At 67.5% G+C, this 17,939-nt stretch carries 20 protein-coding genes; 6 read left to right on the top strand and 14 right to left on the bottom strand.

Going from position 1 to position 17,939, the window contains the following annotated elements; translation table 11 throughout:
* Positions 1–55 precede the first annotated feature (55 nt).
* Positions 56–256, bottom strand: coding sequence for a hypothetical protein (locus tag IQ458_RS14815; protein ID WP_183636316.1), 201 nt, complete (start codon positions 254–256; stop codon positions 56–58).
* A 262-nt stretch (positions 257–518) separates the two neighbouring features.
* Between IQ458_RS14815 and IQ458_RS14810 the strand changes: the two genes are divergently transcribed.
* Positions 519–1,190 (top strand): DUF2306 domain-containing protein, encoded by a 672-nt coding sequence (locus tag IQ458_RS14810; RefSeq protein ID WP_203323291.1) that lies wholly within the window; start codon positions 519–521, stop codon positions 1,188–1,190.
* 24 nt (positions 1,191–1,214) lie between these two features.
* Here IQ458_RS14810 and arsN2 read toward each other — a convergent pair whose 3' ends face one another.
* The 4 genes from arsN2 to IQ458_RS14790 are packed head-to-tail and all read right to left on the bottom strand — an operon-like array spanning position 1,215 to position 3,572.
* Entirely contained in the window at positions 1,215–1,652 is a 438-nt protein-coding gene (gene arsN2, locus IQ458_RS14805; protein WP_203323290.1) for an arsenic resistance N-acetyltransferase ArsN2, read from the bottom strand.
* Between the two features lies 1 nt (position 1,653).
* Positions 1,654–2,700: an ACR3 family arsenite efflux transporter gene (gene arsB / locus IQ458_RS14800; protein WP_425504699.1), complete on the bottom strand. Its 1,047-nt coding sequence runs from the start codon at positions 2,698–2,700 to the stop codon at positions 1,654–1,656.
* A gap of 13 nt (positions 2,701–2,713) precedes the next feature.
* Complete coding sequence (locus IQ458_RS14795; RefSeq protein WP_203323288.1) at positions 2,714–3,232, bottom strand: arsenate reductase ArsC; 519 nt, start codon at positions 3,230–3,232, stop codon at positions 2,714–2,716.
* Between the two features lie 13 nt (positions 3,233–3,245).
* Entirely contained in the window at positions 3,246–3,572 is a 327-nt protein-coding gene (locus tag IQ458_RS14790; protein ID WP_203323287.1) for an ArsR/SmtB family transcription factor, read from the bottom strand.
* Positions 3,573–3,595: 23 nt separating this feature from the next.
* Here IQ458_RS14790 and arsH point away from each other — a divergent pair, with 23 nt between their 5' ends.
* Positions 3,596–4,312, top strand: a complete 717-nt coding sequence (gene arsH, locus IQ458_RS14785; protein ID WP_203323286.1) for an arsenical resistance protein ArsH — start codon at positions 3,596–3,598, stop codon at positions 4,310–4,312.
* Between the two features lie 15 nt (positions 4,313–4,327).
* Here the strand turns inward: arsH and IQ458_RS14780 are convergent, their stop codons facing one another.
* The 5 genes from IQ458_RS14780 to adh form a co-directional block, all read right to left on the bottom strand.
* Complete coding sequence (locus IQ458_RS14780) at positions 4,328–5,635, bottom strand: hypothetical protein (RefSeq protein WP_235996870.1); 1,308 nt, start codon at positions 5,633–5,635, stop codon at positions 4,328–4,330.
* A gap of 160 nt (positions 5,636–5,795) precedes the next feature.
* Positions 5,796–6,077 (bottom strand): hypothetical protein, encoded by a 282-nt coding sequence (locus IQ458_RS14775; protein WP_235996868.1) that lies wholly within the window; start codon positions 6,075–6,077, stop codon positions 5,796–5,798.
* Positions 6,078–6,217: 140 nt separating this feature from the next.
* On the bottom strand, positions 6,218–6,571 hold the full coding sequence (locus IQ458_RS14770) for a DUF779 domain-containing protein (RefSeq protein ID WP_203323294.1): 354 nt from the start codon (positions 6,569–6,571) through the stop codon (positions 6,218–6,220).
* 69 nt (positions 6,572–6,640) lie between these two features.
* Positions 6,641–7,669, bottom strand: a complete 1,029-nt coding sequence (adhP, locus tag IQ458_RS14765) for an alcohol dehydrogenase AdhP (protein WP_203323285.1) — start codon at positions 7,667–7,669, stop codon at positions 6,641–6,643.
* A gap of 121 nt (positions 7,670–7,790) precedes the next feature.
* Complete coding sequence (gene adh, locus IQ458_RS14760) at positions 7,791–9,320, bottom strand: aldehyde dehydrogenase (protein ID WP_203323284.1); 1,530 nt, start codon at positions 9,318–9,320, stop codon at positions 7,791–7,793.
* A 236-nt stretch (positions 9,321–9,556) separates the two neighbouring features.
* Here adh and IQ458_RS14755 point away from each other — a divergent pair, with 236 nt between their 5' ends.
* Positions 9,557–11,443 carry a sigma-54-dependent Fis family transcriptional regulator gene (locus IQ458_RS14755; protein WP_203323283.1) on the top strand — a complete coding sequence of 629 codons (1,887 nt, stop codon included), beginning with the start codon at positions 9,557–9,559 and terminating at the stop codon, positions 11,441–11,443.
* 21 nt (positions 11,444–11,464) lie between these two features.
* On the opposite strand, the gene IQ458_RS14750 is transcribed toward IQ458_RS14755, so the two are convergent.
* On the bottom strand, positions 11,465–12,076 hold the full coding sequence (locus IQ458_RS14750) for a TetR/AcrR family transcriptional regulator (protein ID WP_235996867.1): 612 nt from the start codon (positions 12,074–12,076) through the stop codon (positions 11,465–11,467).
* A 100-nt stretch (positions 12,077–12,176) separates the two neighbouring features.
* Here IQ458_RS14750 and IQ458_RS14745 point away from each other — a divergent pair, with 100 nt between their 5' ends.
* Both IQ458_RS14745 and IQ458_RS14740 read left to right on the top strand, forming a co-directional pair.
* Entirely contained in the window at positions 12,177–13,409 is a 1,233-nt protein-coding gene (locus IQ458_RS14745) for a glycosyltransferase (protein WP_203323282.1), read from the top strand.
* 74 nt (positions 13,410–13,483) lie between these two features.
* The gene (locus IQ458_RS14740; protein ID WP_203323281.1) at positions 13,484–14,011 is read left to right on the top strand and encodes a VOC family protein; all 528 of its coding nucleotides are present in this window, start codon (positions 13,484–13,486) and stop codon (positions 14,009–14,011) included.
* 14 nt (positions 14,012–14,025) lie between these two features.
* Here the strand turns inward: IQ458_RS14740 and IQ458_RS14735 are convergent, their stop codons facing one another.
* A complete protein-coding gene (locus IQ458_RS14735) occupies positions 14,026–14,940 on the bottom strand; it encodes a LysR family transcriptional regulator (RefSeq protein WP_203323280.1) in 915 nt (304 codons plus the stop codon).
* A 112-nt stretch (positions 14,941–15,052) separates the two neighbouring features.
* On the opposite strand from IQ458_RS14735, the gene IQ458_RS14730 reads away from it, so the two are divergent.
* Positions 15,053–15,895: a type 1 glutamine amidotransferase domain-containing protein gene (locus tag IQ458_RS14730; RefSeq protein ID WP_203323279.1), complete on the top strand. Its 843-nt coding sequence runs from the start codon at positions 15,053–15,055 to the stop codon at positions 15,893–15,895.
* Between the two features lie 42 nt (positions 15,896–15,937).
* Here IQ458_RS14730 and IQ458_RS14725 read toward each other — a convergent pair whose 3' ends face one another.
* Together IQ458_RS14725 and IQ458_RS14720 are read right to left on the bottom strand one after the other, a co-directional pair.
* A complete protein-coding gene (locus IQ458_RS14725) occupies positions 15,938–16,309 on the bottom strand; it encodes a hypothetical protein (RefSeq protein ID WP_141452827.1) in 372 nt (123 codons plus the stop codon).
* Positions 16,310–16,776: 467 nt separating this feature from the next.
* On the bottom strand, positions 16,777–17,856 hold the full coding sequence (locus tag IQ458_RS14720) for a polysaccharide biosynthesis/export family protein (protein ID WP_318289099.1): 1,080 nt from the start codon (positions 17,854–17,856) through the stop codon (positions 16,777–16,779).
* Positions 17,857–17,939 lie beyond the last annotated feature (83 nt).

Below are 17,939 nucleotides of genomic sequence, written 5' to 3'. Positions count from 1 at the left end.
GTGTCTACAGAACTCTGGCCGGTCCAGGGCATATGAAGCGCCGCGCCGCTGACGCTCAATACCGCCAGCCCGGCTTCGCCTGCTGGTTGTAGGCATCATGCACGGCCAGGTCGTGGCACAGGGTCCAGCCGAGCGAGGTCAGCCAGCATGTGCTGGAGGCGGTGTCAGCCTGCATTTCCACGAGTCCCCGCTGTGCCAGTTCCGATGCGGCTTCGCGCCAGGCGTCGGCTACGGTGATGCCTTCGGCTATCGTCATGACCCGGTTGTCCGACGATGCGCCGCAGAGTTCAACCAGCAATCGCCGCTGCTGGCGGCTGAGGCCACCATAGCCCGTCACTTGCCTTCGCCTGGTGTGGGTTCCACCGCACCATGGACTCGCCGAGGTAGGGTTTTGTTAACGTCCGGATGCCAGTTCGGCCGGACAGGCCCCGTCGCCAGGGAGCCACCTGCCCCACACGAACGCTGACTAACGGCACCCCGACAAACGGCACTGCTTTGGACGGTCCGGACAAAGGAGCATGGACGTCGAAGCCCGTTCCGGGCGGCAAAGGGAATGCTCGGAAATGGCGCGGATCTTGGGATGGATCGTCATGACGTTTCTGGCGCTCGCGGTCGCCTGCTATGCAGTGGCGCTGCTGGCGTTGCCTGAATTTCGCCCTTCGCTGGTCCGGACGTTGATCGCCGAGCGTCCGGTCGCCGCCATCGCGCATTTCGCCGGGAGCGCATTGGCGCTCACCATCGGCACGTTCCAGCTCAACAGTTGGCTTCGCAGCCGCTTTGGCGGCGGGCATCGCTGGCTGGGTCGGTTCTACGTGGCGGGCGTGCTGGCCGGCGGCATTTCCGGTTTCGTGCTTGCGGTCCAGTCGTCGGGCGGGACCATCACCCAGGCCGGATTCGCACTGCTGGCGGTGTGCTGGCTTGGCTGCACGTTCATGGCCTATCGCCATGTCCGGGCCGGCAACATCGCGGAACACCGGCGCTGGATGATCCGCAGTTTCGCGCTGACGTTCGCGGCGGTCACGTTGCGCATCTACCTGCCCGTCAGCCAGATCGCGGGCATTGCGTTCCCCGTGGCTTATTCGGCGATCGCGTGGCTTTGCTGGATGCCCAACCTGCTGGTCGCAGAGGTCTACCTGCGGTTCGCCGGCGCCGGCGATTGGCGCGCGCAACGGGTCGGCAGCCGCGCCTAGTCGATGCCCTGCCCCGCTCGCGCGTCATTCGTTGGCGAGCGGCTTGAACATCAGGATGGAAGACGCCGGGCACAGTGCCGAGAACTGGGAGGTGGCGCGGACGCTGGCGGGTGCCTGTTCGCGGTCGACCCGCTGGTACCCCCGCGCGGCGAAGAAGCTCGACGCGTCCGTGGTCAACAGATAGATCGCACGGTATCCGCGTTGCCGGGCGAAATCCTCGGCGTGCTCGACCAGCATTGCGCCGAGGCCGGAACCACGAGATTGCCGGGAGACCGCCAGGGATCTCAGCAGCGCCAGTTCGCCGCAGCGTTCCAGCGCCACGCATCCCTCGAGCACGTCGTCCCGGCGCGCTCCGAGGAATTCGACACGCGCGCCGTTTGCGAGATCCGCGGTGGGGAGACCGCTGTCGGACAGCAGGTGGGTGACTGCCGCGTCGAGATCGATGGCTTGGATGGACGGCATGTCACCTGGCTCCGATGGCGCGCTGGACACCCACGCAATACCAGCCCTGCGTGCGGTTGACGATGGCGACGACCGACAGCATCACCGGCACCTCGATCAGTACGCCGACCACGGTCGCCAGGGCCGCGCCGGAATGGACGCCGAACAGGCTGACCGCGGTGGCCACCGCCAGTTCGAAGAAGTTGCTGGCGCCAATCAGCGCCGAAGGACCGGCCACGCTGTGGGCCACGCCCAGGCGCCGGTTCAACAGATAGGCCAGACCGGAATTGAAGTAGACCTGGATCAGGATGGGAACGGCCAGGATGGCGATCACCATCGGCTGTTCGATGATCTGGCGGCCCTGGAAGCCGAACAGCAGCACCAGCGTCAGCAGCAGCGCGGCCAGCGAGTATGGCCCCAACCTGTGCAACACCTTTTCCAGCCCCTGCTCCCCTGCCCGTCTCATCAGCCAACGGCGCATCACGACCGCAATGGCGACCGGCACGATGATGTAGAGGCCGACCGAGATGAGCAGCGTGTCCCACGGCACGGTGATGGCGGACAGGCCCAATAGCAGCGCCACCAGTGGTGCGAACGCCACCACCATGATGGCGTCGTTGAGCGCCACCTGGCTCAGGGTGAAATTGGCGTCGCCCCGGCAGAGATTGCTCCATACGAAGACCATCGCCGTGCAAGGCGCGGCGGCCAGCAGGATGAGTCCGGCCATGTACGAGTCAATCTGATCGGCCGGCAGCAAATCCGCGAACACATGTCGCAGGAAGAACCAGCCCAGCAGCGCCATCGAGAACGGCTTGACCGCCCAGTTGATGAACAGCGTGACGCCGATACCGCGCCAATGCCGCCCGACTTCCTTCATCGCGCCGAAATCGACCTTCAGCAGCATCGGGATGATCATCAGCCAGATCAGCACCGCGACCGGCAGATTGACCCTGGCGACTTCCATCCCGCCCAGGCGGACGAAGGCTGCGGGAAACAGGTGGCCGAGGCCGGTTCCGACCAGGATGCACAGGCCGACCCAGACGGTCAGGTAGCGCTCGAAAAAACCGATGCGGGGCGTGGCCTCAGCCATGGGAAAGCGCCTCGTCCTCCGGCTCCACGAAACCGATCCGATCCAGTTGTGTCTTGAGCGCCTGCCGATCGTTCCAGGCCTCGGCCGGCAGCGCCAGGAAGGCCAGCAGCCGCGCTTTGATGACGCGATGCGCCTGGCGGAAGGCTGCGGCCTTCTCTTCGTCGGTACCGGACACCGCCGCCGGATCCGGCAGGCCCCAATGCACGCGCAGGAAGTCGCCGAACACCACCGGGCAGGTTTCCGAGGCCGCCGAATCGCAGACCGTCACCACCAGGTCCATCGGCGCGGCATCCGCGGTCGCGAACTCGTCCCACGACTTGCTTCGCAGGCCGGCGGTCGAAATGCCTTCGGCCGCCAGCTGGGCGAGTGCATGTGGATTGACCTGCCCGGCCGGCTTGCTGCCGGCGCTGAATACTTCGAACCGGTTGCCGGCCCATGCCCGGAGCGTGGCTTCGGCCAGCACGCTGCGGGCGGAATTGCCGGTACACAGGAACAGGACGCGACGCTTCATGGGATCCCTCGGCTCAGCATTCACAGGAAGAGGCGGGCGCGCACGACTCGACGGGCGAGCCGACGCAGCAGTTGTGGGTGAGATAGGCCACCAGGCCGTTCATGGCCTCGAAGTTGGCCCGATAGCAGACGTTGCGACCGCGGTTCTCGCTTTCCGCCAAGCCGGCCTGGACCAGTTCCTTCAGATGGAAGGAAAGCGTGGCGTTGGGAATGGCGAGCGCTTCGGCGATCTCGCCCGCCATGCGTCCGGCGGGGCCGGCCTCGACCAGCAGGCGATAGGCGGCCAGGCGGGTGGCGTGGCCCAGGGCGGTCAATGCGGCGATGGCTTGTTTCGTTTCCATATTTCCAGAATAATCGAAAGAATATGACAAAACAATCCTCGACCGCGGACATTCCCCACGTCAGCACGGAGCTGCTGCCCCTGCCCCACCACGAATCGCTGGGAGCGGCGGGAAGCCACGCCCCGCGCATCCTGCTGCTCTACGGTTCGCTGCGTCCGCAATCCTTCAGCCGCAAGCTGGCGCTGGAAGCCGAGCGCATCCTGCGCCACCTGGGCGCGGAGACACGGGTATTCGATCCGCACGACCTGCCCCTGCTCGACAGCGTGCCCCGGGAGCATCCGAAGGTCCGGCAGTTGCGGGAGTGGTCGCAGTGGTCGGAAGGACAGGTGTGGGTGTCGCCCGAACGCCACGGCACGATCACCGGCGTGTTCAAGAACCAGATCGACTGGTTGCCGCTGGAGGATGGCAGCGTGCGCCCCACCCAGGGCAAGACGCTGGCGGTCATGCAGGTCTGCGGAGGATCGCAGTCCTTCAACGTGGTCAACACGCTTCGCATCCTGGGGCGCTGGATGCGCATGGTGACCATCCCCAACCAGTCGTCGGTCGCCAAGGCCTGGCAGGAATTCGACGATGACGGCCGGATGAAACCGTCGCCGTTCCATGACCGCGTGGTGGACGTCATGGAGGAACTCATGAAGTTCACGATGATGGTCCGGGATCGCAGTGACTATCTGACCGACCGCTACAGCGAGCGCAAGGATGCGGTAGCCAAGGTGCAGGAAATCAACCGGAGGATGTAGCCGGTTTCGCCGCGATCAGGACTCGGGGCCCTTCAGCACGTAGTCCCCTGGTCGGGTGCCTGGCACCAGCGTCCAGCCGGGCTTCAGCGCCAGCTTCCAGCCGGGGCCACGCGGCGCGGCGCCGCTCGCATCGGGGGCGGCGAGGATCACCGCTTTCCAGTCGCTTCTCATCACCGCGCCCTCCTCCACTTCCAGCGTGCCCCAGTCGTCGGTGACGCGCATGGTGGGATAGACGGTACCCACGCCGTCGAGCGGTTGCAGGTTGCTCGGATTGAACTGGACGCTCATGTGCTTCAGCGCCAGGGTCAGCACCGGTCCCCGCACGAAGCGCGCGCGGTTGCGCTCAAGTTGCGCCAGGCGTTCCCGCTCGCGCGCGGTTTCCGTTTCGCGCAGCGCTGCGCCGCCATGGCGCGCGGCCGCCGCGGCCAGCGCCGCATCGCCTGTCGTCACTTCGAAGCCGCCCGCCTCGCGCAGGCGGGTGCCGAGATCCATGGCGGTGTCTCCCAGACGCTTGCGCCAGCCCGGCGCGAATTGGTCGAGCAGCAGGCCGTAGGCCGGACCGGTCGCGTACGCGAAGGAGCGCACGAAACTGGGATCGGCGACATGCGACTGGAGATCGTGGAGCGCCGCCTGAAGGCGAGCCTGTGGCGTCGCGTTTCCGAGCATCACGCCGGTGTACTCGGCCAGGCCTTCGTTGAGTTCCAGCGCCGTCTCGTCCGCGCGGGCCTCCGGGAAACGCCGATGCCGGTCGGCGCGGAATGCCAGCGCATCGGCGACCGCGGCACGCCGGGCGGCGTCGCCATCGGCCTGCAGTGCGCTGGCCAGCCCCCGCCATTCCAGTTGCAGGCTGTAGCGTCCCTCCAGCGTATCCAGATGCGGGTTCTCGCCGCCCCTGGCATCGGCAATCGGCAGGTCCGGTTGCAGGCGATGGAACATTTCGTGCGCGATCAGCGTGCCACGCTTGCCTTCGTCTTCCGGCAAGGGCCACAGCATCTGGGTCCAGCGCGTGCCGGACCATTCGACGGCCGTGTTGGCGACGTTGGTCTCCTTCGGCAGCTCGCCGACAAACACGCCGTCCTGTTCGCGCAGCGCGCCCTTCGCGTCGGCCTGCGACGCGACGATGCGGCGGGTCCGCGGATCGACCAGCATGATCGGGCCGCACAGCGATGCGCCCCACAGGTGCCCGCCATCGGCTTCGCATTGTGAGCGGGCCTGGCTGAAGACGGCGCGCGCGTCTGCGAGGGGAATCGCGGCGTCCTGGGCCAGCGCCGGCATCGCCGCGCACAGCAGGAACGTCCCCATCCAGCGAATCCGGTGTCTCATGGCGCTCCCTCCCGAGCGGTTTCCGTCATTGGATATCACGGAACCGGCCGGCTCGCAGTGCCATTGGTTGGCCGAACCGGTGTGCTCCGTGCGACGCGAGACCCCTCCCCTATCGGAGAGGCGGGAGCGAGGTGCCTTGTTCTGTCGCGCTGCGGACGGGTCAGTCGGCCGCGACCGGATAGCGGGAAGCCAGTTCCGCCACCAGCCGGCCTATCGCCGTTGGCGAGCGGCCGCTGCTGATCGCGTCACGGATCTTGTCCAGCAACGTGGTGTCGCTCTGCACATGCAGGACGCGGCTGCCGGTCTGCCGGCGATGCTTGCGATTGGCTCGGTAGTTGCGCGCGCGCTCGGCGGCGGTCATCGCCACGCCATGCTGCGGCGGACGGCCGCGACGCCGGGGAAACACCATTTCCAGGGTGCCGGGATCGTTTGCGTCACGCATCAGTGGCTCCATCGCTTGGGGTGATGGCTATTTTATGTGATGCGTCACGTAAAGCAAATGATCTTTGGTTATCTGGGATGGCTGCGTCGAAATGAAGAAAGGCGGCCGCCAGGGTTCGAGCGGCGAGGCGGGTCACGGAATCAGACCCGCCCTGCCCGCTCCAGCGCGAGGTACTCTTCGTCGGTGAACAGGCGGGAACGGACGAGGAAGCGCACGTCCTCCCCGTTCTCCAGCGAGAACATGCCACCGCGCCCCGGCACGACATCGATGATCAGTTGGGTGTGCTTCCAGTACTCGAACTGGGAAGGGCTGATGTAGAACGGCGCGCCGCCGATCTCGCCCAGTTGCACGTCGCGGTCGCCGACGATGAAGTCGCCGACCGGGAAACACATCGGCGAGGAACCGTCGCAGCAACCGCCGGACTGATGGAACAGCACCGGCCCGTGCCGGGCGCGCAGCGTCTGGATCAGCTGCAACGCCGGCAGCGTCGCCATCACCTGCAAGGGAGGGGGATTTGCGGTGGACGAGGCTTCGGTCACGGGCGGTGCCTTTGAACGGCAAACTCAGGCGGCCAGATCCAGCACCACCCGGCCCTCGATCTGGCCCTGGTGCATGCGCTGGAACACCTGGTTGATGTTCTCCAGCCGATCGGTGGAGACCGTCGCCTTGACCTTGCCGAGCGCGGCGAAGTCCAGCGACTCCTGCAGATCCAGACGGGTGCCGACGATGGAGCCGCGCACGGTCACCCCGTTGAGCACCATGCCGAAGATATCGAGCGGGAACTGGCCTGGCGGCAATCCGTTGAGCGACACCGTGCCGCCGCGCCGGACCATGCCGATCGCCTGCTCGAACGCCTTGGGCGAGACCGCGGTGACCAGCGCGCCATGCGCGCCACCGATTTCCTTTTTCAGATAGGCCACCGGATCGGTGGTCCTGGCGTTGACGGTGACGGTGGCGCCGAGGCGCCTGGCGAGCTCGAGTTTGGCGTCGTCCACGTCCACGGCGGCGACGTTCAAGCCCATTGCCCGCGCGTACTGCACCGCCATGTGCCCCAAACCGCCGATGCCGGAGATCACTACCCAATTGCCGGGACGGGTATCAGTCACCTTGAGTCCCTTGTAGACGGTCACGCCCGCGCACAGCACCGGCGCGATCTCGACGAAACCGATCCCCTTCGGCACATGCCCCACATAATCGGCGTTGGCCAGCGCGTATTCGGCGAATCCGCCGTTGACCGAATAGCCGGTGTTCTGTTGCTGCTCGCACAGGGTTTCCCAGCCGCCCAGGCAGTGTTCGCAATGCCCGCAGGCCGAATACAGCCAGGGAATGCCGACCCGATCGCCCTCCTTCACATGGGTGACACCGGCACCCACGGCTACCACGTGGCCAACGCCTTCGTGGCCCGGAATGAATGGTGGGTTCGGCTTGACCGGCCAGTCGCCTTCGGCCGCGTGCAGATCGGTATGGCAGACGCCGCAGGCTTCGATCTTCACCAGCACGTCGCCGGCGGCGGGACGCGGCACGGTCACCTCTTCGATGACCAGTGGCTTGCCGAACTCGCGAACCACGGCGGCTTTCATTGTCTTGTCCACGCATTTCTCCTGTTGGTTGCGCCAGGACCACCGTAGCGCGGTGGCCTCCCCGGCTCGTTGATTCCAATCAATCGGGAAACACGCGCGGGCGCCGTCGGTCGGAAGGCGCCCGCGCGACGGCTCAGAAGAAACCCAGTGCCTTGGGCGAATAGCTGACCAGCAGGTTCTTGGTCTGCTGGTAGTGGTCCAGCATCATCCGGTGGTTCTCGCGGCCGATGCCGGATTGCTTGTAGCCGCCGAACGCCGCGTGCGCGGGATAGGCGTGGTAGCAGTTGGTCCACACCCGTCCGGCCTGGATGCCACGGCCCATCCGGTACAACCGCGCCGCGTCGCGGCTCCAGACGCCGGCGCCCAGCCCGTACAGGGTGTCGTTGGCGATCGCCAGCGCTTCGGCCTCGTCCTTGAAGGTGGTGACCGAGACCACCGGGCCGAAGATCTCTTCCTGGAAGATGCGCATCCGGTTATGGCCCTTGAACACCGTCGGCTGCACGTAATAGCCGCTGGCCAGATCACCGCCCTGCTCGTTGCGGGCACCGCCGATCAACACTTCGGCGCCTTCCTGCCGGCCGATGTCGATGTACGACAGGATCTTCTCCAGTTGTTCGCTGGACGCCTGCGCGCCGACCATCGTATTGGGATCCAGCGGATTGCCCTGCTTGATCGCGGCGACGCGCTTGAGCGCGCGCTCCATGAACTTTTCGTAGATCGATTCCTGGATCAGCGCCCGCGACGGACAGGTACAGACCTCGCCCTGGTTGAAGGCGAACAGCACGAAGCCCTCGATCGCCTTGTCCAGGAAATCGTCGTCCTCGGCCATGACGTCGGCGAAGAAAATGTTGGGCGACTTGCCGCCCAGTTCCAGGGTCACCGGGATCAGGTTCTGGCTGGCGTACTGCATGATCAGCCGGCCGGTCGTGGTCTCGCCGGTGAAGGCGATCTTGGCGATGCGCGGGCTGCTGGCCAGCGGCTTGCCGGCTTCCAGGCCGAAGCCGTTGACCACGTTGAGCACGCCCGCCGGCAGCAGATCGCCGATGATCTCCATCAGCACCAGGATGCTGGCCGGGGTTTGTTCGGCCGGCTTGAGCACCACGCAATTGCCGGCGGCCAGCGCGGGCGCGAGCTTCCAGCAGGCCATCAGCAGCGGGAAGTTCCAGGGGATGATCTGTCCCACCACGCCCAGCGGCTCGTGGAAGTGATAGGCGATGGTGTCGTGATCGATTTCGCTGATGCCGCCTTCCTGCGCGCGGATGGCGCCGGCGAAGTAGCGGAAATGATCCGCGCACAGCGGAATGTCGGCATTGAGGGTTTCCCGGATCGGCTTGCCGTTGTCCCAGGTTTCGGCGTGCGCCAGCAATTCCAGGTTCTGCTCGATGCGGTCGGCAATCCGCAGCAGCACGTTGGCGCGCTCGGTCACCGAGGCCTTGCCCCACGCCTCGCGTGCGGCGTGCGCGGCGTCCAGCGCGGCCTCGATGTCGTCGGCGTTGGAACGCGGCACCTGGGTGAACACCTTGCCGTTGACCGGACTGGTGTTGTCGAAATACTGCCCCGAACGAGGTTCCACCCAGCGCCCGCCGATGAAGTTGGCGTAGCGCTGCTTGAAGATGGCGGACGGGTCCACGGCCTGTGGACGGGGGGCGGCGACTGCGTTCATCGGAATCTCCTGGCTTGTTCGGTTGGGGTTCCCGTCCGACGCAGGCTGCGTGCCAGCTTTTGTTGCTGCGCCGCGCCACGCCGCTACGCCGCCATTCCGCAAGGAAACCGCGTTGCCGCTGCGGCAACGCAACAAGCGCGTCGCTTGCGGAGTGTCCGCGGGTGTGCTGTGTATCGGGACAGCGGGCGGTTTTCCTGTCGCAAAATGCGACACATCGCCCGGCGAGGACTTCCGGCATGTCCCGACCATCCGCTCCACCCGACGAGCAACGCATCGCGCAGGCCCGGCGCGCCTTCTTCGAGGCCGGGCGCACGCCGGTGGGCCAGGTACCGCCGGCCATCCTGCAATCGTGGCGGCGCTGCCTGGGCCTGGGCCTGGCGGCGAATGCGCGCCCGGCGATCGAACCGATCGACGCGCCCCGCCTGCGTACCCTGCGCGAGCAGCACGAACAGCTCTGGCGACTGGCGCGCGCCGAGGTCGAAATGCTCGCCGCCGACGCCGCCAATACCGGCAGCATCGTCATCCTCACCGATGCCGAAGGCTGGATCCTCGACGCCGAGGGCAACGCCGAATTCCTCGACAAGGCCGGCCGGGTCGCACTGATGCCGGGTGCGTGCTGGAACGAGGCGCGGGTGGGCACGAACGCGATCGGCACCGCGATCGCCGACGCCCGCGCGGTCGAAGTGCGCGGCGCCGAGCACTACGCGGCGCCGCACCGCATCCTCAACTGCTCGGCCGCGCCGGTGTTCGATCCGTTTGGGCGCATGGTCGGCGTGCTGGACATCTCCGGCGACGCGATGGTCGCGCCCATGCACGCGCTTGGCCTGGCGCAGTTGGCGGTCGCCAACATCGAACATCGGTACTTCGACGAAGGCATCACCGACGCCGACCTGCTGCGCGTGCATGCCAACCCGGCGCTGCTGGGCAGTGCGCGCGAGGGTCTGCTGGCGTTCCGCAACGGGCGGCTGGTGGCGGCCAACCGGGCCGGGCTGGCGCTGTTCGGACTGGAGCGGGCCGATCTCGGGCGCGCCTCCTACGAGGCGATGTTCGACGGCGCGCTGTCACGCCTGCGCGACGACGGCGTCCTACAGGACCGCAGCGGCCGCCTGCTGCACGGACACGTCGATGGGCCGACCCGCTCGCGGCGCGCCCGCGCGGCATCGCCGATCACGGTATCGGCCTCCGGCTCGGGAACCGAAGCCGGCGCACCGCTGTTCGACGCGAAACTGGAAGCCGAACTGGGACGCGCCTGCCGCGTGCTCGATGCCGGCATTCCGGTGCTGGTGCTGGGCGAGACCGGCACCGGCAAGGAAGTGTTCTCGCGCGAACTGCACCGGCGCAGCGCCCGCGCCGGCAAACCCTTCGTGGCGGTGAATTGCGCCGCGCTGCCGGAGGGGCTGATCGAGGCCGAACTGTTCGGCTACGAGAGCGGTGCCTTCACCGGCGCGCGCAAGGACGGCAGCATCGGCCTGCTGCGGCAGGCCGACGGCGGGATCCTGTTCCTGGACGAAATCGGCGACATGCCGCTGGCGTTGCAACCGCGCCTGCTGCGCGTCCTGCAGGATCGCGAACTGTCGCCGCTGGGCGGCGGCAAGCCGGTCAAACTGGATTTCGCCCTGGTCTGCGCGACCCACCGGCGACTGGAAGACGCGGTGGCCGAAGGCCGCTTCCGGGCCGATCTCTACTACCGCATTTCCCATCATCTGGTCGAACTGGCGCCGCTGCGCGAACAGCCCGGACGCGAAGGGCTGGTGCATTCACTGTGGCAGCGCATCGGCCAGGGGCGCCGGCTGTCCGACGAGGCGGTCGAACGGCTCGCGCGCTATGCCTGGCCCGGCAACCTGCGCCAACTGGTGGCGAGCCTGCGCACCCTCGCCGCCCTGAGCGAACCCGGCAGCCTGATCGGCGCCGATGCCCTGCCCGCCTACCTGCAGGCGCGCATGGATACGCCCGCCGTTGTCGCGCCGCCCGCATCCGCGCCGCTGGATTCGATGACCCGCGCGGCCATGCGCGCGGCGGTGGAAGCCTGCGACGGCAACGTCGCCCGCGCGGCGCGCCAACTGGGCATCAGCCGCAGCACCCTGTATCGCCAATTGGGCCGGGATCCGCGCCAGCGGCACTGACGCGCACGGGCGGCGCGCCGTTCAGCGTGCCGCCGCACCGTCCACGAACAGGCGCGCGGCGTCGGCAAACTCGCGTTGCAGCGAAAGTCCCGGCACGGTCAGCCAGCGCAGCAGCGCGGCCAGGTACAGGTGGTGGAACCAGGTCGCCAGTTGCGCGGGCGGGAACCTGTCGCCCAGTTCGCCGCTCTCCTGCGCCGCGGCGATCAGGCGCTGCCACAGCGCGACGATGCCGCCATCGCCGATGTCCGCCTGCTCCGCCTCGTTGCCGAGGCTGGTGAAACGGTAGCGCAGATAGGCCATCAGGTGTTCCGGGTGCGCGCTGCACCACGCCGCTGAGGCGTCGAGGATGCAGGCCGCCCGCGAGGCGAAGCTCCGGCGGCGGGCGATGCTGTCGGCCAGGTGCGCCAGATCCTTCTCCAGTTCGGCGTCCAGCCAACGCGCCAGCAGCGCTTCCTTGGTCGGGAAGTGGTTGTACAGCGTGCGCTTGGCGACATCGGCTTCGGCCGCGATCTGTTCCATGGTCACCGCCTCGTAGCCCTGTTGCTCGAACAGGCGGACGGCGGTGCCGGTCAACAGGTCCAGCATCCGCGCGCGCTTGCGCGCCCGGCGCCCGGGTTCCGCGGTTTCATCCATGGGGCCTGCCTCTTACATCGGGTATACGATGTAAATTAGTATACGTCGTGCACATTTATTTCTGTCCATCCGCCGGGTCGTCCGGCGTCCGGAGATCCCCATGAAGTTCGCGGTTGCAACCTATGGTACCGAAGGCGATACCCGTCCCCTGGCCGCGCTGTGCCTGGCGCTGAATGCCGCCGGCCACGACACCCGGCTGCTCGCCGACGCGGCCACGCTCGGCTCCGCCCATGCCGCCGGCCTGGCGGCAACCCCGTTGTCCGGCGACATCCGCGGCGCGCTTTCGCCCGGACAGGCGCTGGCGACGGCGGTCGACCGCAAGGGCGGCTTCAACCGCACCGCCCGGGCGCTGGCCGATATCGCCAACGCAAACGTCATGCACTGGATGGGCGAGATCCGGGATGCGGCGACGGGATGCGATGCGCTGATTGTCTCCGGGCTGGCGGCGTTCGCCGGGCTTTCGGTTGCCGAGGCGCTGGACATTCCGGCCATCGGTGCGGGCCTGATTCCGATCACGCCCACCGGCGACTTCGCCTCGCCGTTCCTGGCGTCCATCCCCGTGCCGCGCGCGTTGAACGCGTCCAGCCACCGCCTCGTCAACAGCCTGCTCTGGCGAGCCTTCCGCAGCGCCACGAACGCCGCGCGCGCCGGCGTGCTGGCGCTGCCGGCGAGAAAGCGGGTGTGGACCGAACACCCCATGCTGTATGGCGTGTCCCCCACCCTGCTGCCGCAACCGGCGGATTGGCCGGACAATGCGCGGGTCTGCGGCCAATGGACGCTGCCAGCGCCGGCGTGGACACCACCGCCCGCGCTGGAGCGCTGGCTCGACGCGGGCGAACCGCCGATCTACCTGGGCTTCGGCAGCATGGCCGGTTTCGACCGCCCCCGGCTGGTCCGGGCGATGGTCGACGCCGTCGCGGGCCGGCGCGCGTTGTTCCATCCGGGCTGGAGCGGCGTGGCGCGCGACGCGCTGCCGGACAACTTCTTCATCGTCGACGAGACGCCGCACGACTGGTTGTTCCCGCGCACCTCGCTGGTCGTCCATCACGGTGGCTCGGGCACCAGTCATTCGGCCACCCGCGCCGGCGTGCCTTCGGTGGTGGTGCCGTTCGCCGGCGATCAGCCGTTCTGGGCGGATCGGCTGCGCCGCCTGGGCGTGGCCGGTCCTGCGGTGGATGGGAAACGACTGGAGGCCTCCGCGCTGGCGCGGGCGATCGCGTTCACCGACCGGACGGATATCCGTGCGCGCGCGGCCGAACTCGGCCAGCGCATGCGGGCGGAGGATGGCGCGCGGGTCGCGGTGCGCGCAATCGAGCAACTGCTGTCAATCTGAGCCGTGCATCGTGGCGGAGCCGGCGACGGAACGCGTCGGCTTTCTTCCCTTCCACCGAGGAACGCCCGATGCCAATGTCCCGAATCCTTCCCATCCTGCTGCTGGCCGGCGCGCTTCCGCTGCCAGGCGCCGCGACAGCGCCCGAGCCATCGGACACCCCGCCTTCCACGGTGCGCGTGCGCGACCTGTATCCGCTGATCACCACGCCGGCGATGACCGCCGCGCGTGATTTCCATGTGCGGCATTTCGGATTCCGAGTCCTGTTCGAAGCCAACTGGTTCGTCTACCTGTCCGGTCCCGCCGATGGCGACGGTCGTGGCGCCACCCTGGCGTTCATGACCCCGGATCATCCTTCCCGCCCGCCGGGAGCCGAGGTCTTCAATGGCGAAGGCATGCTGCTGACCGTCGAGGTGGCGGATGCGTCGCTGCTGTATGAAAAGCTCCGTCGGGAAGGCGCGCCGATTCTGCATCCACTCACCGATGAACCGTGGGGCCAGCGGCGTTTCATGACCCGGGATCCCGCCGGCGTAAGCGTGGATGTGGTCCAGCAGATTCCGCCGCAAGACGGTTACTGGGAGCGCCATGCGCCGGCGGCGCGTTGAGTGGCCGCTCCGAATCAGTCCGTGGCCGCTTCGCCGCTCTTCGACAGGCTGTCGATCAGGGCGCGCGATGCCGCCGACAAGCGACGATGCGGTGCGTAGATCAGCGAAAACGGACGCGAGCGTCCACGCAGTTGCGGCAGCACCTCGACCAGGCGGCCCTCGCGAAGATGGCCGTCGGCGATGAAATCGTAGGTCTGGCAGATACCGGCGCCGCCGCTGGCCAGCGACACCACGCCAAGCACGTCGTCCGATACGGTCAGCCGATCCGGCGGCGTCCATTCCAGGTCACGTCCGTCCTCGCGGAACAACCAGGGCGCGATGCGCCCGCTGCTGGGCATCACGAACGGGATGCAGGCGTGCTCGGCCAGTTGCTCCCTTCGGGTCGGCGTGCCGACGCGGCGCAGGTAATCGGGTGATGCGACCATGCACAGCGCGGCATCCTCCAGCCGGCGCGCGGCCAGTCCGCTGTCGGGCAACGCGCCCAGCCGCACCGCCAGGTCGAAGCCTTCGGCCACCAGATCGACGTTGCGGTTGGAGATGTTGAGTTCGATGTGCACCTGCGGATGCTCGCGCGAGAAACGCGCCAGCTTTTCCGGCAGCCGGTAATGGCCGTAGGTGGTGGGCACGCTCAGCCGCACGCGTCCGGCCAAAGTGCCCGACCTGCCCTGCACCGTGCGCTCGGCTTCGTCGAACAGCGCGAACGCCGCACGCGCCTGCTCCAGGTACAGCTGGCCGGCCTCGGTCAATCCCAGCCGGCGGGTGGTTCGCCGCAGCAACTGGTTACCGAGGCGGGTTTCCAGCCGCGCGATGGCGCGGCTGATGACCGAGGGCGTGGTGCCCAGGGCGACCGCCGCGGCGGTCAGCGATCCCTGCCCCACCACGATCACGAAGACCTCCGCGTCACCCAGGTGATCGAACCGGCGCGCCATCTTTGCCTCGAAAGGAAAAATAAATTGCCAGCGAGCGAGTTTATCCCGGTTTGGGCACGAAATAGAGTGGCGGCCACTTCCGCCGAGCCGGCGAATTCTCAAGGAACACTTCATGAAATCACTCAAAATCCTGGCCGCGGCCGTCGCACTGGCGCTTCCCGCCGCGCATGCCGACGCGGCCCACGTGCTGGTCGTGCTGTCCGATGCGGACCACCTGGATCTCAAGGACGGCCGGGTCTTCCCGACCGGCTTCTACCTCAACGAACTGATGCAGCCGGTCAAGCTGTTCCTGGACGCGGGCCACCAGGTGACCTTCGCCACCCCGTCCGGCGTGGCGCCGGCGGTCGATCAGGGCTCGCTGGACCCGATGTACTTCGGCGGCGACGCCGGCGCGCTGAAGGCGCACCGGGATCTGCTCGACCGATTGGCCCTGACCCGGCCGGCGCAATCGCCGGTGCTCAGCCTGGCCCGGATCGAACAGATGGGCTACGGCCAGTTCGACGCGGTGTACGTGCCCGGCGGCCATGCGCCCATGCAGGATCTGCTGGCCTCGCCGGCGATGGGCCGCCTGCTGGCGGACTTCCACGGCCGCGGCAAGACCACCGCGCTGGTCTGCCACGGCCCGATCGCATTGCTGTCGACCCTGCCCGGCAACGGCACCTTCATCGGCGCGCTGGAAGCGGGCGGCACGCCGGCGGCACCGGCCGACTGGATCTATGCCGGTTACCGGTTCACGGTGATCAGCAACCAGGAGGAGGAACAGGCCAAGGGCGCGCTGGGCGGTGGCGAGATGAAGTTCTATCCGCAGACCGCGCTGGAAACGGCCGGCGCGCACCACGTCAGCAACACTTCACCCTGGGCCGCCAACGTGGTGATCGATCGCGAACTCGTCACCGGCCAGAATCCGGCGTCCGCGATCGGCGTGGCCAACGCGGTGCTCGAACGGCTGAAGTGAAGGTGCGGCGGATCCGGGGAACGCGTCGATCGCGTTCCCGGATCAATGCAGGCGCAGGCGCGAGTCGCGTTCGAGCGGCGGCGTGACCCGCAGGCTTTCCAGCGGCGCGCCCATGCGCAGCCAGACTTCGCGCAGGACGGCCTCGGCGCGCGGCCACGGCAGCATGCTCCAGCTGTCGAAGGTCTCGACGTACTTGTGGTGGAGGACGTCGATGACGTCGGCCAGCGGCTGCGCGTGATGGCGCAGGTAGGCGTCGTAGGCGAACCTGAGCACCGGCTCGTAGCGTGAGAACGACGTGCCCGGTTCATGGAAGTCGTGGGACACGTATTCCAGTTTCCAGTACCTCAATTCGGCCTGGACATCGACGACTTCGCAGCGATACCAGCGGCGCGCTGGGGGATGGATCGAACCCATGTGCCTAGCCTCCCGTAACGAGCGGCAGGAATATCACGCCGCCTGTATTCATATCGTCAAATGCGCCCTGAACAGCGCCGGCCGATAACGCTTTCGCCACACCGGCTCCACCCGCTCTTGCCATTGCCGAAGGCATGGTGGGCGCGTGGCACCGGCACACCCTCCTTTGACGATACGCCGGTCACGCCGACATTCAGCGGGGTTCGTTTTCCGCAGTTTCCGGACCCACGGACCATCGGCAGCCACAGGAGAACCCACGCCGGGCACACCGCTTCTCGCCCGGTGGACAAAGGGCCGGTCGATCGTCTGGATGACCCTTCGGTTCTCCACAGGAGCCTTTCGCAGGGCACATGAGCAAAGGCGACGGTCGGAAACGGCCGTCGCCTTTGTTTTTTTGATGCGGTTCCGCCGTCGTCGTCCGCTTTTCCCGGGTCGGCCGCGTCACGAGGCGCGACCCGGTCACCCCATCAATTGCGGTCGAAGTCGTACTGCGCCGACGCGGCGTTGCTGATGATGCCCGACAACGGCAACAACTGGGTCAGGAAGCGGTTCCAGCGGGTCACGCCGGCCGGTCCCACCCACACCACGTCGCCGGCGCGCAGCGGGAAGCGATCCGCCAGCGCGAAGGCCGCGGGCGAACCGGCGTCCAGGTGATAGACGGTGGCCGGTTCGCGCTGCAGATCCTCCATGCCGCGGATCACGTAGACCGCGCTGCCCTTGGCGGTGGTCGGGTTCAGGCCGCCGGTGCGGCCGAGCGCCTGGGTCAGGCTCATGTCGGTGGTCTTGAAGTTGATCGCCTGCGGGCGCATCACTTCGCCGACCACGTAGACCTCCTTGCGGTCGTTGAACGGCAGGTACAGCCGATCGCCGGGCTTGAGGTAAACGTCGGCGGCGACCTTGCCATCCCGGTTCAGTGCATCCAGATCCAGCGGATAATCGTGCCCGTCGCGGGTCAGCACGAAGCCGGCGAGATCCGCTTCCTCCACGTTGATGCGCGCCTTGCCGACCGCCTGCGCCAGCGTCAGCGGCACGGTGGTGAATTCCTGTGGCGAGGTGTCGACGAACGCGCCCTGCAGGGCGACGCGTCCGCCGTGGCCGACCACGTTGACGTCGATCTGCGGGGAACGCAGGTACTGCCCCAGACGCGTGGACAGGCCGCTGCGCAGTTCCTCGATGGTCATGCCCTTGACGTTCATCTTGCCCGCGTACGGATAGAAGAACGTGCCATCGGGCTGTACCAGCCGACCGTTGGTGACGGCCTGCTGCTGGTTGCCCGCGGGCGTGGTCAGTTCCGGGTGATCCCAGACGGTGACGAGGATCGTGTCGCCGGGCTGGATGCGGTAAATCTCGGGCTTGTAGCCGGCAAGCTCGGTCGGCAGCGTGACCGCCTGGCGCGGCGCGGCGACCAGTTCGGGCGTGATCGCGACCATGCGCGCGTCGCTGCCCTCGACGGTGCCGCCATTGGCGGAACCGCGGTGGGTCATGTGCTGGCCCGCGCAACCGGCCAGCAGCGCTGCCAGCAACAAGGAAGTGGATAGGGATTTCACTCGCACACCTCTGTCAGCGGAAACGATGCGCGGCGCGGCATGGCCGTGCCCGCTCGGGCATGGTGTCAAGCGCGGCGTGAAAA

This window comes from Pseudoxanthomonas beigongshangi, assembly GCF_016820515.1.
In the GTDB taxonomy this organism is placed as follows: Bacteria; Pseudomonadota; Gammaproteobacteria; order Xanthomonadales; family Xanthomonadaceae; genus Pseudoxanthomonas_A; species Pseudoxanthomonas_A beigongshangi.
Note: the sequence above shows the minus strand (reverse complement) of the source record. Positions and strands in the feature narration are given on the sequence as shown.

Coding starts and splice junctions, on each gene's coding strand:
- IQ458_RS14815 (WP_183636316.1), bottom strand. CDS start 256: ATGACGATAGCCGAAGGCATCACCGTAGCCGACGCCTGGCGCGAAGCC.
- IQ458_RS14810 (WP_203323291.1), top strand. CDS start 519: ATGGACGTCGAAGCCCGTTCCGGGCGGCAAAGGGAATGCTCGGAAATG.
- arsN2 (WP_203323290.1), bottom strand. CDS start 1,652: ATGCCGTCCATCCAAGCCATCGATCTCGACGCGGCAGTCACCCACCTG.
- IQ458_RS14795 (WP_203323288.1), bottom strand. CDS start 3,232: ATGAAGCGTCGCGTCCTGTTCCTGTGTACCGGCAATTCCGCCCGCAGC.
- IQ458_RS14790 (WP_203323287.1), bottom strand. CDS start 3,572: ATGGAAACGAAACAAGCCATCGCCGCATTGACCGCCCTGGGCCACGCC.
- arsH (WP_203323286.1), top strand. CDS start 3,596: ATGACAAAACAATCCTCGACCGCGGACATTCCCCACGTCAGCACGGAG.
- IQ458_RS14780 (WP_235996870.1), bottom strand. CDS start 5,635: ATGAGACACCGGATTCGCTGGATGGGGACGTTCCTGCTGTGCGCGGCG.
- IQ458_RS14775 (WP_235996868.1), bottom strand. CDS start 6,077: ATGCGTGACGCAAACGATCCCGGCACCCTGGAAATGGTGTTTCCCCGG.
- IQ458_RS14770 (WP_203323294.1), bottom strand. CDS start 6,571: ATGGCGACGCTGCCGGCGTTGCAGCTGATCCAGACGCTGCGCGCCCGG.
- adh (WP_203323284.1), bottom strand. CDS start 9,320: ATGAACGCAGTCGCCGCCCCCCGTCCACAGGCCGTGGACCCGTCCGCC.
- IQ458_RS14755 (WP_203323283.1), top strand. CDS start 9,557: ATGTCCCGACCATCCGCTCCACCCGACGAGCAACGCATCGCGCAGGCC.
- IQ458_RS14750 (WP_235996867.1), bottom strand. CDS start 12,076: ATGGATGAAACCGCGGAACCCGGGCGCCGGGCGCGCAAGCGCGCGCGG.
- IQ458_RS14745 (WP_203323282.1), top strand. CDS start 12,177: ATGAAGTTCGCGGTTGCAACCTATGGTACCGAAGGCGATACCCGTCCC.
- IQ458_RS14740 (WP_203323281.1), top strand. CDS start 13,484: ATGTCCCGAATCCTTCCCATCCTGCTGCTGGCCGGCGCGCTTCCGCTG.
- IQ458_RS14735 (WP_203323280.1), bottom strand. CDS start 14,940: ATGGCGCGCCGGTTCGATCACCTGGGTGACGCGGAGGTCTTCGTGATC.
- IQ458_RS14730 (WP_203323279.1), top strand. CDS start 15,053: ATGAAATCACTCAAAATCCTGGCCGCGGCCGTCGCACTGGCGCTTCCC.
- IQ458_RS14725 (WP_141452827.1), bottom strand. CDS start 16,309: ATGGGTTCGATCCATCCCCCAGCGCGCCGCTGGTATCGCTGCGAAGTC.